At 67.5% G+C, this 13,100-nt stretch carries 10 protein-coding genes; all 10 read left to right on the top strand.

Annotated features, from left to right (window positions below; genetic code table 11):
* The first annotated feature begins 396 nt into the window (after positions 1–396).
* The 10 genes from AC1RHV_RS26610 (at position 397) to AC1RHV_RS26565 (ending at position 12,494) form a co-directional block, all read left to right on the top strand.
* Positions 397–1,068 carry a response regulator transcription factor gene (locus AC1RHV_RS26610; protein WP_192330153.1) on the top strand — a complete coding sequence of 224 codons (672 nt, stop codon included), beginning with the start codon at positions 397–399 and terminating at the stop codon, positions 1,066–1,068.
* Complete coding sequence (locus AC1RHV_RS26605) at positions 1,055–3,541, top strand: sensor histidine kinase (protein ID WP_492302268.1); 2,487 nt, start codon at positions 1,055–1,057, stop codon at positions 3,539–3,541. Before AC1RHV_RS26610 ends, AC1RHV_RS26605 begins: the two co-directional genes overlap by 14 nt.
* Before the next feature lie 152 nt (positions 3,542–3,693).
* Positions 3,694–4,791, top strand: coding sequence for an ABC transporter substrate-binding protein (locus AC1RHV_RS26600; RefSeq protein WP_054459002.1), 1,098 nt, complete (start codon positions 3,694–3,696; stop codon positions 4,789–4,791).
* Positions 4,792–4,935: 144 nt separating this feature from the next.
* Positions 4,936–6,708: an ABC transporter permease gene (locus tag AC1RHV_RS26595; RefSeq protein WP_054459000.1), complete on the top strand. Its 1,773-nt coding sequence runs from the start codon at positions 4,936–4,938 to the stop codon at positions 6,706–6,708.
* Entirely contained in the window at positions 6,701–7,789 is a 1,089-nt protein-coding gene (locus AC1RHV_RS26590) for an ABC transporter ATP-binding protein (RefSeq protein WP_125471209.1), read from the top strand. The genes AC1RHV_RS26595 and AC1RHV_RS26590 overlap by 8 nt, the downstream gene beginning before the upstream one ends.
* A gap of 129 nt (positions 7,790–7,918) precedes the next feature.
* Positions 7,919–8,818 carry a TonB family protein gene (locus AC1RHV_RS26585; protein WP_119450721.1) on the top strand — a complete coding sequence of 300 codons (900 nt, stop codon included), beginning with the start codon at positions 7,919–7,921 and terminating at the stop codon, positions 8,816–8,818.
* Entirely contained in the window at positions 8,815–9,678 is an 864-nt protein-coding gene (aroE, locus tag AC1RHV_RS26580) for a shikimate dehydrogenase (RefSeq protein ID WP_492302267.1), read from the top strand. The genes AC1RHV_RS26585 and aroE overlap by 4 nt, the downstream gene beginning before the upstream one ends.
* Before the next feature lie 5 nt (positions 9,679–9,683).
* Positions 9,684–10,406 carry a monofunctional biosynthetic peptidoglycan transglycosylase gene (mtgA, locus tag AC1RHV_RS26575; RefSeq protein WP_054458994.1) on the top strand — a complete coding sequence of 241 codons (723 nt, stop codon included), beginning with the start codon at positions 9,684–9,686 and terminating at the stop codon, positions 10,404–10,406.
* Between the two features lie 79 nt (positions 10,407–10,485).
* Positions 10,486–11,664 (top strand): LPS export ABC transporter permease LptG, encoded by a 1,179-nt coding sequence (gene lptG, locus AC1RHV_RS26570; protein ID WP_054458992.1) that lies wholly within the window; start codon positions 10,486–10,488, stop codon positions 11,662–11,664.
* Positions 11,661–12,494, top strand: a complete 834-nt coding sequence (locus AC1RHV_RS26565) for a symmetrical bis(5'-nucleosyl)-tetraphosphatase (protein ID WP_054458990.1) — start codon at positions 11,661–11,663, stop codon at positions 12,492–12,494. Before lptG ends, AC1RHV_RS26565 begins: the two co-directional genes overlap by 4 nt.
* Positions 12,495–13,100: the final 606 nt, after the last annotated feature.

The following is a 13,100-nucleotide window of genomic DNA, read 5'->3' as shown; positions in this document are numbered from 1 at the left end:
TAAGCCCCAAGAGGCCGCCCGCGCGGCCGGCCTGGGGCGGGCCCCGCAAGACACGCCCCACACTAGCCGTGGCAAGGACGCCAAGCACACCGACCGCCCCAAGCGCCCGTGAAGATTCAACTGACAGAGCCTGTCGCGTCGGCGGCCTGCGGGGCGCGGGGCGTCGATAAGCCCGAGGGAATCTGAAGGGAAGGCCGAAGGCCTGGACGAAGATGACGAAGGGGCAGTCCGGAGCGAACGCTCCGGACCGCAATCGTTGCCCCGCGCCCCGCAGGCCGCCGACGCGACAGGCGCCTTAAGAACCTACCACCACCGCAAGCACCAAACCCCAAACCCACAGAACCATCCCAGCCCTTTACACTCCCCCGAAAGCCACAAAAGACACGGAGACAACACATGCGCATTTTGCTGGTCGAGGACAATCTCGATCTCGGCGATGCCGTGGAAAGCAAGCTGCGTTTCGCCGGCCATAGCGTGCAATGGGTACGCGACGGCGTGGCGGCGTTGCGCTGGGGCCTGGGCGAGACCTGGGATGCCCTGGTGCTGGACATCAACCTGCCCGGCAAAGATGGTTTCACCGTCATCCGGGAACTGCGCGCCGCCGGCCTGGAAGCGCCCGTGCTGGTCATGACCGCGCGTTCCGAAATCGAAGACAAGATCGACATGCTGGACCTGGGCGCCGACGACTATCTGGTCAAGCCCTTCGACCTGCGCGAACTCGAAGCCCGGCTGCGCGCGCTGATGCGCCGCCCCGCCGGCCAGACCAGCAGCGTCACCGTCTATGGCAATCTCAGCCTGGACCTTGCCAACCGCAATGTCAGCGTGGCCGGCGCGCCTCTGGAGCTGGGCCGGCGCGAATTCCGTCTGCTGGAGATCCTGCTTGGCAAGCTGGGCCAGACCGTCGCCAAGGAACGGCTGATGAACCAGCTCTTCGACCTGGACGACGGCACGCTCAATGCGCTGGAGCTGCTGATATCGCGGCTGCGCAAGAAGCTGACGGGCGCCTCGATCGATATCGTCACCGTGCGCGGCGTCGGCTATCAGGCCCGCAGCCATGAAGAACCCTGAAAACTTTTCCATCCGCCGCCGTGTCTTCGCGCTGGGCGTGCTGCTGCTGGCCTGCGCGCTGATCGGGCTGGTGTTCTTCCTGCGCGGCTACGCGCAGCGCGCGGCGGAACAGGCGTTTGACCGGCTGCTGGCGGCGTCGGCGCTGACCATCGCCGGCTCGGTGCAGATCGAAGACAACAACGTCACCGTCGAACCGCCGGTGTCCTCATTGGCCATGCTGTCCGGCGGCGAGCGCGTGTTCTACGAGGCCCGCACCTCGAACGGCCGCCTCATCACGGGCTACGACGACCTGGCGCCCGGCATGCCGCTGGCGCAGTCGGCCACGCCGGTGTTCGCCTATCTGCGCTATCACGACGAACCCGTGCGCGTCGCCACCGTAGGCCGGCTGGTGTCCGCCAGCCAGCATGCGGGTTGGGTGACGGTGCGAGTGGCCGAGACGCTAGGCTCGCGCGAGGCCTTGGCCGACGAGATCCTGGGGCGCACCGCACTGCCGCTGGTAGTGGTGTCCCTCGTGGCGCTGGGCCTGCTGTGGTTCGGGGTGCAACGGGCCTTCGCGCCGCTGGCCGTGGTGGAGCGCGAATTGCGCAGCCGCGCGCCCGACGACCTGGCGCCGCTGGTGACGCCTGTGCCGCAAGAAGTGCGACGGCTGGTCGAAGCGCTGAACGCCTTCATGCAGCGCCTGTCCGGCGTCATGGGCACGCTCAACACCCTGGTGGCGGATGCCGCCCACCAGGTCCGTACGCCGCTGGCCTCGCTGCGCGCCCAAGCCGAAGTCGCCCTGGAAGAAACCGATCAGCAAAGGCTGCACGCGCGCCTCGAACGCATCCATCTGAACGCCACCCATGCCAGCCAGTTGATCAATCAGCTGCTGATGGATGCCACCATCACGCACCGCCTGGGCAAGGGATCGCGCACGCTGGTGGGCGTAGCCGAGACCGTCAACGAAACGCGCCGCCGCATCGGCCCGCTGGAAGCGCAGCGCCTGCGCATAGAGATCGCGCCCGAGGTCCGCCGCGCCCGCATCGCCGGCGACCGGGTCGCCTTGCGCGAAATGCTGCGCAACCTGGTGGACAACGCCCTGCGCTATGCGCCCGACGGCCCCGTGGACATCCAGGCCACGCCCGTGGCGGGTTTTCGCGTGGCGCTCAGCGTGTCGGACCGCGGGCCGGGCGTGGCCGACGACGAAAAGGACGCCGTGCAGCAGCGCTTCACCCGCGGCCGCGCCGGCGAAACGCAGCCCGGGTCGGGACTGGGGCTTTCCATCGTGCGCTCGGTGGCGGCCGCCCACGGCGGTTCGCTCTGGCTGCAGGACCGTCCGGGCGGCGGCCTGACGGCGCGCGTGATCCTGCCGCTGGCGCGTTCCGCACCGGGGCGCGCAGCAGCCGCCTGCCTGGGCGCGCTGTGCATGGCGGGCCTGCTGCTGGGCTCGGCCCCCGCCGAGGTACGCGCCGCCGACATCGCGGAAGTCGTCACCCGCTACCCCGCGCCGCAGCCCACGTCCCGGGTCCTGACCATCGCCGGACCCACGGACACGCCGGTGGTCGCGCCGCTGATCCAGGGCTTCCAGTCGCAACGGCCGGACGTCACCGTGGTGTACCGCGAGATGGGCAGCCGCGAGCTCTACGAAGCGGCCGTCGCCGGGCAGTTGAAGGACGTGGACGTGCTGATGAGTTCGGCCTCCGACCTGCAGATCCGGCTGGCCAACGACGGCTATGCGCTGAGCTATTCCTCGCCCTACGCCGCCAAGCTGCCCTCCTGGGCCATCTGGCGCCACGAGGTCTATGGCTTCACCTTCGAGCCGGCCGTCATCGTCTACAACCCCAAGCGCTATACCGAAGCCACCGTGCCGCGCTCGCGCCAGGACTTGTTGCGCCTGCTGGAACGCGACGCCGCGAAGCTGCGCGGCCGCATCGGCACCTATGACATCGCAGCCAGCAGCGTGGGCTATCTGCTGGCCGAGCAGGACGAGCTGGTGTCGTCGAACTTCTGGGGACTGGCCAACGCCATGGGCCAGGCCGGCGTGCGCCTGTCGGCCACCAGCGCCGAGATCCTGGACGCCATCGAGAACGACCAAATCGACATCGGCTACAACATCCTCGGCTCCTACGCGCTGTCGCGGCAGGCCGCGGGCGCGCCCATCGGCGTGGTCTTTCCGCAGGATTACGTGCTGGTGCTGGCGCGCTCGGTGCTGATCGCGCGCACCGCGCCCACCCCGGAGCTGGGCCGGGCGCTGGTGGACTGGCTGCTGTCGCCGGCCGGACAACAGGTGGCGTCCAGCCATGCGGCGCTCGGCTCCATCATGGAAGACACGCCTGGCCGCTGGACCTCCGAAGCGGTGCTGGCGCGTTCCCAGGGCATCGTGCAGCCGGTGGTGCTGAGCCCGGCCCTGCTGGTCGGCCTGGACCAGCGCCGCCATTCGCGCTTCGTGCAGAACTGGATCCGGCTGGTGACGGACACGCCCGCGCGGCCGTAAGGATCGAACGCGCTCGCGCCCACGCCGCCCAGGGATTTCCCCTAGACGCATCCTGCCGCCATGACAGGACGACGACAGACGCCGGCTCCTAAGATGCCCGCAAGCTGGACACGGATCCCGCTCCAACCACAAGACTCATCGGAGACACACCCATGCTTGCCAAGTCCCAACTGGCGGCCGCCTGCGCCGCTGCATTCGCCCTTGCCGCCGGCAGCGCCTTTGCGCAGCAAGTGCCGGCCGGCTACCCGGCCGACTACCAGAAGATCCTGGACGGCGCCAAGAAGGAAGGCAAGGTCGTCATCTATTCGACCACCGATACCAAGGCCGCTGGCCCCGTCATCAAGGGCTTCGAAGCGCTGTATCCGGGCATCAAGGTCGAATACAACGACATGAACAGCACCGAGCTCTACAACCGCTACATCAGCGAGCAGGCGGCGGGCGGCACCAGCGGCGACGTCGTCTGGAGCTCGTCGATGGACTCGGCCCTGAAACTGGCCAGCGACTACGCGCTGCAGTACAAGTCGCCGGAAGTCAGCAAGCTGCCGGCCTGGGCGGTGTGGAAGGATTCCGCCTACGGCACGACCTACGAACCGGCCGTGTTCATCTACAACAAGCGCCTGATCCCCGCCGCCGAAGTGCCCACCACGCACGGCGCCCTGGCCAAGCTGATCGCCAGCCAGCCGGACAAGTTCAAGAACAAGGTCACCACCTACGATATCGAGAAGTCGGCCGTGGGCTTCATGCTGGCGGTGCAGGACAAGGTCAACGACCCCAAGTACTTTGAAACGCTCAAGGGCATCGCCGCGGGCGGCCTGATCGTGCAGTCGTCCACCGGCACCATGATGGAACGCGTGTCCTCCGGCGAAAACCTGATCGGCTACAACATCCTGGGTTCCTACGCCGAAACGCGCGCCAAGAGCGACCCGTCGCTGGGCGTGGCCTACCCGACCGACTACGCGCTGGTCCTGTCGCGCGTGGCCTTCATCAGCAAGAAGGCCAAGAACCGCAACGCCGCCAAGCTGTGGATGGACTACATGCTGTCGCAGAAAGGCCAGACCATCCTGGCGAACCAGGCCGACCTGGCCTCCGTGCGCGACGACATCGAAGGCGACAACGATGTGGACGGCATGACCAAGAAGCTGGGCGCCTCGCTCAAGCCGATTCCGGTCAACGAAACGCTGCTGGACTACCTGGAACAGAACAAGCGCCTGCAGTTCATCAAGGACTGGCGCGCCGCGGCTGGCAAGTAATGCCGCGCAGCCCGGAGCCACGGTTCCGGGCCGCCTCGCGCGTAGGGGACGGCGGCGCGCCGCCGTCCGCCTGACCGCCGCCGGGGCGGTCGCCCCCGACCCGGCCGCGCGACCTTCGCGCCATTCAAGAACACAGGATTCCCCATGCAGTCATTGCGCTCGAAATGGCAGTCCCTGCCCCGCGGCGTGGTGGTGCTGATCACGGCGTTGGCCATCTACGTGCCACTGTCGTTCATCATCATCCAGAGCTTTCTGTCCGCGCCCTTTTTCACGCCGTCCAAGACCTTCAGCCTGGACGCGTTCCGCTTCATCTTCGCGGACCCCGATTTCTACAAGGCCCTGAAAAGCGGCTTCATCCTGGCCTTCGGCCTGGCCGTCATCGCCATCCCGCTGGGCGGCATGCTGGCCTTCCTGATGATACGCACGGACCTGCCCGGCCGCCGCTGGATCGAGCCGCTGATCCTGGTGCCGGTGTTCGTGTCGCCCATGGTGCTGGGCTTCGGCTATGTGGTGGCCGCGGGCCCGGTGGGCTTTTTCTCGACCTGGGCGCAAAACATCCTGGGCTTCGTGCCCTGGAACGTCTATTCGCTGACCAGCATCGTCATCATCGCCGGCCTGACTCACGTGCCGCACGCCTACCTGTATATCTCGTCGGCGCTGCGCAGCATGGGTTCCGATGTCGAGGAAGCCGCGCGCGTGTCCGGCGCCTCGCCGCTGCGCGTGATGGTGTCGGTCAGCCTGCCCATGGTGCGTCCGGCCATGCTGTACGCCACCGTGCTGCTGTTCTTCCTGGGGCTGGAGGTGTTCGGCCTGGTGCTGGTGCTGGGCGATCCGGAAGGCAACCTGGTGCTGGCGACCTATCTGTACAAGCTCACCAACAAGCTGGGCATCCCGTCCTATCACCTGATGGCCGCCGTGGCCGTGGTGCTGATCTGCATGACAATCCCCCTGGTGATGCTGCAGCGCCGCCTGATGCGCACCGCCAACCGCTTCGTCACGGTCAAGGGCAAGGCCTCGCGCGCCCGCGCGCTGCCGCTGGGCAAGTGGCGCTGGGTGGCCGGCGGCGTGGTGGCGTTCTGGCTGCTGGTGACCATCGTGGTGCCGCTGCTGGGCGTGCTGCTGCGCGCCTTCGTGTCCAACTGGGGCATGGGCGTGTCGTTGTTCGACGTGCTGTCGCTGGACGCGTTCCGCACCGTGTTCTCGCAGCCCAACCTGATGCGCGCCATCGTCAACTCGGTGGCCATCGGCGTGTTCGGCGGCGCCCTGGCCGTGTTCTGCTACATGTTCGTGGGCCTGGCCATGCACCGCAAGCCGGACAACGTCACGCGCTTCATGGACTACAGCGTGCTGGTGCCGCGCGCGGTGCCGGGCCTCTTGGCCGGCCTGGCGTTCCTGTGGGTGTTCCTGTTCGTGCCGATGTGGCTGGACAACGCCCTGGACGAAGGCGGCTGGCTGTCGGCCCTGCCCTTCGCGGAATGGCTGCGCGAGAACTTCATCGAATGGCTGCGCGCCATGCGCAGCACCATCTTCAGCGTGTGGCTGGCCTACACGGTGGTGTGGATGGCCTATGGCCTGCGGCTGATCTCCTCGACCCTGCTGCAAGTGGGCCCCGAGCTGGAAGAAGCCGCCCGCAGCGCCGGCGCGCGCCGCGGCCAGGTCACCCGCCACGTCACGGTGCCGCTGGCCAAGTACGGCCTGATCGGTTCCTGGCTGCTGATGTTCCTGATCTTCGAGCGCGAGTATTCCACCGGCGTCTACCTGCTGTCGCCCGGCACCGAAACCATCGGCTCCATGCTGGTGTCGCTGTGGGCCTCGGGCGCCATCGACATCGTGGCCGCGCTTTCCTTCATCAATATCGTTCTGGTCGTGATCGGCCTGGGCGTCGCCCTGCGATTCGGAGTCAAACTTCATGATTGAGCTTTCTGTAGAAGACCTGCACCTGGATTACGGCGACAACCCGGTGCTCAAGGGCGTGTCGATGCAGCTGCGCCAAGGCGAAGTGGTGTCGCTGCTGGGCCCTTCGGGCAGCGGCAAGACCACGCTGCTGCGCGCCGTGGCCGGCCTGGAAGGCCCCAAGCGCGGCCGCATCACCATCGGCGAGCGCGTCGTCTATGACGGCGCGGCAAAGAAAGAGGTCCCGGCCGAGGAGCGCAACCTGGGCCTGGTGTTCCAGTCCTACGCGCTGTGGCCGCACAAGACCGTGTTCGAGAACGTGGCCTATCCGCTCAAGCTGCGCAAGGTGCCCGGCGCCGAGGTGCGCGAACGCGTGCAGGCCGTGCTGGACCAACTGGGCCTGGGCAAGCTGGGCCAGCGCCATCCGCACGCCCTGTCCGGCGGCCAGCAGCAGCGCGTGGCCATCGGCCGGGCGCTGGTGTACAGCCCGCCCGTCATCCTGCTGGACGAACCGCTGTCCAACCTGGACGCCAAGCTGCGCGAGGAGGCCCGCGCCTTCCTGCGCGAGCTGATCATCCGACTCGGCCTGTCGGCCTTGATGGTGACCCACGACCAGAGCGAAGCGATGGCGATTTCGGACCGCATCCTGCTGCTGAACAACGGCAAGATCGAACAGCAGGGTACGCCGCAGGAAATGTACGGCTCCCCGTCCACCCTGTTCACCGCCGAATTCATGGGCAGCAACAACCGGCTGGACGGCAAGGTCACCGAGGTGCGCGACGGCCAGGCCCGCATCGAAGGGCGCGGCTGGTCGCTGTGGGGCAAGGCCAGCCCGGGGGTGGCCCAAGGCCAGGACGGCACCGCCGTGATCCGGGTGGAGCAGGTACGGCTGGCGGACGACCCCGACGGCAACCACGTCGACATGCCGCTCCTGACCAGCATGTATCTGGGCGACCGCTGGGAGTACCTGTTCCGCACCCCCGACGCCGACCCGGCCCATACCCTGGCCCTGCGCGCCTACGGCCCCGAAGGGCGCGAGCCCGGCCCTTGCCGGCTGTCGCTGCCCGCCAGCAAAGTCTGGGTCTTCCCCCGCACGGTCGCCTGAGGCGCCTGCTGGCTTGCGCCCCGGTCTGTTACAGACCCGGGGCCCAGGGCTTACGCGCGCCAGGCCTAGGCTTTCCGTGTGAGCCGCTACTGGCGCCCGGCAGACCTGGACTCGCTCTACAATGCGCAGGTGCAACGCCTCGCTGATTCCCCCTCCTCGCTGAGCCGTTACCTGCGGTGGCTGGGCGCACCCGCCCAGCATTACCTGCGCATCGGCATCGCGATATCGCTGTTGGTGCACGCCGGCGCCCTGGCGTGGCGCTTCGGCGCGCCCGCGCTCTCGCGCCCGCCGGCCACCAGCCTGGAAGTCGTGCTGCTCAATGCCCGCAGCGAGACGCCCCCGGAAACCCCGCGCGCGCAGGCCCAGAACCAGATGACCGGCGGCGGCAACGCCGAACGCGGCATGTCCACCACCCCGCTGCCCCGCACCGGCGAATCGGCCGAAACCATCGTGCTGGAGGCCATGCGGCGTCGCCAGGTGCAGCTGGAAGCCGAACAGACCCGCCTGATGACCCAGCTGCGCGCCGCTGACAAGGCCGGCGCCGAGCGCCAGGCCGTCAACCCCTGGCCCGACGGCGCCGACCTCGGCCGCGACGCCGAGGACCAGGCCAGCATCATCCAGAGCGCCCAGGTGGCCGCCCTGGCGGCGCGGGTCCAGCAATACAGCGCCGAACCGCGCAAGCAATTCGTCGCGCCTTCCGCCGAGGCCTCGCGCTACGCCGCCTACCTCGACGCCTGGCGCACCCGCATTGAAACGGTCGGCACCCAGCATTACCCGGACGAGGCCCGCGGCCGCATCTACGGATCCCTGCGCATCACGGTGTCGGTGCGCGCCGACGGCAGCATCGCCAACGTCGAGATCGACCAGCCTTCGCCGCATGCCGTGCTGAACCAGGCGGCCCGCCGCATCGTCCAGCTGGCCGCCCCCTTCCCGCCGTTCCCGCCCGATATCGCGCGCGACACGGACGTGCTGGTCATCACCCGCACCTGGCATTTCGTCAACGACACCCTGGAAACACAAGCCCCATGACCGAGGCGCCCCCTCTCGCCAGATACGCCGTCATCGGCAACCCCATCGCGCACAGCCGCTCGCCCCAGATCCACGCCATGTTTGCCGAACAGACCGGCAAGCCGCTGCACTACGAGCGCCTGCTGGCTCCGGTGGACGGCTTCGCCCAGGCGGTCGCCGCCTTCGTCGCCGAAGGCGGGCTGGGCCTGAACGTAACCGTGCCCTTCAAGCTGGACGCCTATGCCCTGGCTGCCGGCCGCCTGTCCAGCCGCGCCCGCCTCGCCGGCGCGGTCAACACCCTGTCCTGGCGCGACGGCGCCTGGCATGGCTGCAATACCGATGGCGTGGGCCTGGTGTCCGACCTGCTGCGCCTGGGCGTGCGCCTGACCGGGGCGTCCGTGCTGCTGGTCGGCGCGGGCGGCGCCGCCCGCGGCGTGCTGCAGCCGCTGGCCGAAGCCGGCTGCGCCCGCATCCATATCGTCAACCGCACCGCATCCAAGGCGGAAGAACTGGCCGCTTCCTGGCGCGAGAGCGGCGTGTCGCCGCAGACGGCGGTCACGGGCGGCAGCCTGGCGGACGCCGCCCTTGCCGGCGGCTGGAACCTGGTCATCAACGCCACCGCCAGCGGCCTGCAGAACGCCGCCCCGGACCTGCCCCCGAGCCTCTATGCGCCCGGCGCGGCCGCCTACGACATGATGTACGGCGCCCAGCCCACCGCCTTCATGCAACAGGCCCAAGCCGACGGCGCCGCACTTGCGGCCGACGGCCTGGGCATGCTGGTGGGTCAGGCGGCCGAGAGCTTCTACATCTGGCATGGCGTGCGTCCTGACCCCGCCCCCGTGCTGGCCGCGCTGCGCGAGGCGCTCAAGGCCGGGCAATAGACGGCATGGCGACGCGCAAGGGCCGCTCCTGGTTCCGGATCATCAGCGGCGCGCTGATGGCGCTGGTGTGCCTGGTGCTGCTCTATCAGTTCTGGCTGTTCGCCCAGGTGGTCTGGTACAACTACCGCCCCCCGGGCAGCAGCGCCATCATGCGCGAGGAACGATCCCGCCTGAGCGACGGCAACCCCGATTTCGAGCTGAAGTACGAATGGGTGCCCTACGACAAGATCAACCGCAACCTCAAGCGCGCGGTCGTGGCGTCCGAGGACTCCAACTTCACTGAACATGACGGCGTCGAATGGGACGCCATCCGCAAGGCCTGGGAATACAACCAGAAGCAACAGGAAGCCGGCCGCAGCAAGATGCGCGGCGGCTCCACCATCACCCAGCAGCTGGCCAAGAACCTGTTCCTGTCCAGCTCCCGCAGCTACATCCGCAAGGGCCAGGAACTCGTACTCACCTACATGATCGAACACGTCATGAGCAAGGAACGGATCCTGGAGCTGTATCTGAACGTGGCGGAATGGGGCGAAGGCGTGTTCGGCGCCCAGGCCGCCGCCAAGCACTATTTCAATACCTCCGCCGCCAACCTCGGGGCCAGCCAGTCGGCCCGGCTGGCGGCCATGCTGCCCAACCCGCGCTTCTATGACGCCCACCGCAATACCCGGTACCTGAACTCCCGGGTGGGCGTCCTGACGCGGCGGATGCAGATGGTCGACATCCCCTGATACGGATCCGGCCCTCCGGCCCCACCCTGAGCGGCGGGATTTGTTAAGCTTTCGGGTTTAGGCGTTCCTCCTTTTCTTCATGCGTACCGCACGTCGCTACCTGGCCCGCGAGATCTATCGCTCTTGCGCAGTGGTCCTCATGGCCCTGCTGGGCCTTTTCACGTTCTTCGCGCTGGTGGACGATCTGGACAACGTCGGCGACAAGTTCTCCATGATGGCCCTGCTGTACATGCAGGCCCTGGCGATCCCGACCCGTCTCTACGACCTGTTGCCCATCGGCCTGCTGATCGGCGCCATCCTGGCGCTGGCGGGGCTGGCCCAGCGCAACGAACTGGTCATCCTGCGGGTATCCGGCGTCAGCGGCATGAAGCTGCTGCGCATGCTCTGGATCGTCACGATCCCGCTGATGATAGGAGCGGGCCTGCTGTCCGAGTACGTCACGCCCTGGGCCGAAATCAAATCCGGCGAGGCCAACCTGCTGTTCCGCGGCAAGGCCGGCGGCGACCGCCTCAAGAGCGGTTACTGGTTCAAGGAACCCACCGCCAACGGCGGCACCCGCATCATCAACATCGGCGAACTCAAGGGCGACGGGCAGGTCAACTCCGTGATCCTCTACGAATTCAAGAAAGACCAGACGCTGTCCGCCCTGTCAACCGCGCCGACCGGCCTGTTCACGCAGGGCGACCTGCTGCTCAAGGACGTCACCGAAACCCGGCTGGACGACGACGCCGCCGAGGCGCTGGCCAACGCGCGTCCGCCCAAGAACCCGCCCGCCACCGTGGTCAAGGTGCCCGAGCGCAATATCGACACCACGCTCAGCGCCGAGCGCCTGCTGGCCCGCGTGCTGACCCCTGAACGCATGTCCATCGCCACGCTGCTGGACTATGTGGACTATTTGCGCAACAACCAGCTGCAATATGGTCGACAGGTCGTCGCCTTGTGGCGCAAACTGGCGTATCCGTTCACCCTGCTGGTCATGATCACCATTGCCGCTCCCATCGGCTTGATGCAGACACGCCGCGGCGGCGTAGGCGCCAAGGTTTTCATCGGCATCCTGTTGGGCGTAGGCTTCTTCATGCTGAACCAGTTGGCCCTGAACGTGGGCATGCTGGGCAAATGGCCGGCCTGGCTGACCGCCCTGGGTCCGAACATCGGCGCCATGATCGTGGCGTTGGGCGCCATGGGCTACATGGAGTACCGCCACACCATCACGCGGATCGCGCAACAACGTTGGCCTTGGAGCAAAAGTCCCGCATGAACGGCAGTATCTGGATGATCGGCGACGTGCAGGGCTGCTGCTCGCCGCTGGATCGCTTGCTGTCCCACCCCGAACTGGTCGGCGACCCCCAGTCGCGCTTCTGGTTCGCCGGAGACCTGGTCAACCGCGGTCCCGAATCGCTGGAAACCCTGCGCCGCATCATCGACCTGGGCGACCGCGCGACCTCGGTGCTGGGCAACCATGACCTGCACCTGCTGGCCACCGCCGCGGGGGTACGCAAGCCGTCCAAATCGGACACGCTCGAGGACGTCCTGCGCGCGCCGGACGCGGCCGACCTGATCAACTGGCTGCGCTTTCGCCCGCTGGCCCACTTCGAACAGAACCACCTGCTGGTCCATGCCGGCACGCTGGCCAAATGGGACGTGGCCAAGACGCTGGCGCTGGCCGGCGAAGTCCAGGACGCCCTGCGCGGGCCGAACTGGCAGAAGGCGCTGCAAAAGATGTACGGCAACGAGCCGGCCACGTGGAAGGAAGACCACAAGGGCGGCAAGCGCATGCGGGTCATCATCAACGCGCTGACACGCATCCGCCTGTGCACGCCCAATGGCCACATGGAATTCGCAACCAAGGTGACGCCGGGCGCCTGGCCGACCGGCCTGGTACCTTGGTTCGACGTACCCAACCGCGCCACGCGGAACGTCACGACGGTGTTCGGGCACTGGTCTACGCTGGGGTTGCTGCAGCGGCCGGACGTGATCTGCCTGGATACGGGGTGCGTTTGGGGTGGGTCGCTGACGGCTTTGCGGTTGCAGGATCGGAGGCTGGTGCAGGTGAAGTGTTCGCAGTTTCAGGATCCGTTGTCGGAGTAGGGTTGAGGCTTGCTCCGTCGCACCGGGTGCTTCGTAGGCCGCCCGTCGGCGCGGGCGCCTGAGTGGCGGGCGCCCGCGCCGATGGGCTACTTGAATCTTGGACTGATGCGCTGCTAGAGCTGTGGTCAGGGACGATTCTTGGGCTGCCCGTCATTCTCGGCCGCGCGGGCGGCCGTGAATGACATACGTGATTTCTTGAATTTCGATTGTGTTCGCTTGCGCGAATGCGGCGAGTGGTTTGCTAATGGTCGCCAGCTCATGGGGAATGGGCGGTGATGGATGGCGCGCGGTGGCGAACTACTTGCGCATGCTGACCGTCACGCGCGCCACCCATCCGGCACTGACGTTGAAAGACGATTGTTGGCAAACCGACGCGCTTCAACTCCCCGCATACCCAAATTCACCAACCACCAGCGCGCAGCGCCAACACGCGACGCAAAACGCCGCGTAAGCCCCAAAAGGCCGCCCGCGCGGCCGGCCTGGGGCGGGCCCCGCAAGACACGCCCCAACCCACTAGCCGTGGCGAGAATGCCAAACACACCGACCGCCCCAGCGCCCGTGAAGATTCATACATCGGAGCCTGTCGCGTCGGCGGCCTGCGGGGCG

The organism is Achromobacter sp. GW823-FHT04E03 (assembly GCF_058796095.1).
The sequence above is the reverse complement of the archived record's forward strand: the minus strand, read 5'-3'. Positions and strand labels throughout refer to the sequence as shown.

Coding starts and splice junctions, on each gene's coding strand:
- AC1RHV_RS26610 (WP_192330153.1), top strand. CDS start 397: ATGCGCATTTTGCTGGTCGAGGACAATCTCGATCTCGGCGATGCCGTG.
- AC1RHV_RS26605 (WP_492302268.1), top strand. CDS start 1,055: ATGAAGAACCCTGAAAACTTTTCCATCCGCCGCCGTGTCTTCGCGCTG.
- AC1RHV_RS26600 (WP_054459002.1), top strand. CDS start 3,694: ATGCTTGCCAAGTCCCAACTGGCGGCCGCCTGCGCCGCTGCATTCGCC.
- AC1RHV_RS26595 (WP_054459000.1), top strand. CDS start 4,936: ATGCAGTCATTGCGCTCGAAATGGCAGTCCCTGCCCCGCGGCGTGGTG.
- AC1RHV_RS26590 (WP_125471209.1), top strand. CDS start 6,701: ATGATTGAGCTTTCTGTAGAAGACCTGCACCTGGATTACGGCGACAAC.
- aroE (WP_492302267.1), top strand. CDS start 8,815: ATGACCGAGGCGCCCCCTCTCGCCAGATACGCCGTCATCGGCAACCCC.
- mtgA (WP_054458994.1), top strand. CDS start 9,684: ATGGCGACGCGCAAGGGCCGCTCCTGGTTCCGGATCATCAGCGGCGCG.
- lptG (WP_054458992.1), top strand. CDS start 10,486: ATGCGTACCGCACGTCGCTACCTGGCCCGCGAGATCTATCGCTCTTGC.
- AC1RHV_RS26565 (WP_054458990.1), top strand. CDS start 11,661: ATGAACGGCAGTATCTGGATGATCGGCGACGTGCAGGGCTGCTGCTCG.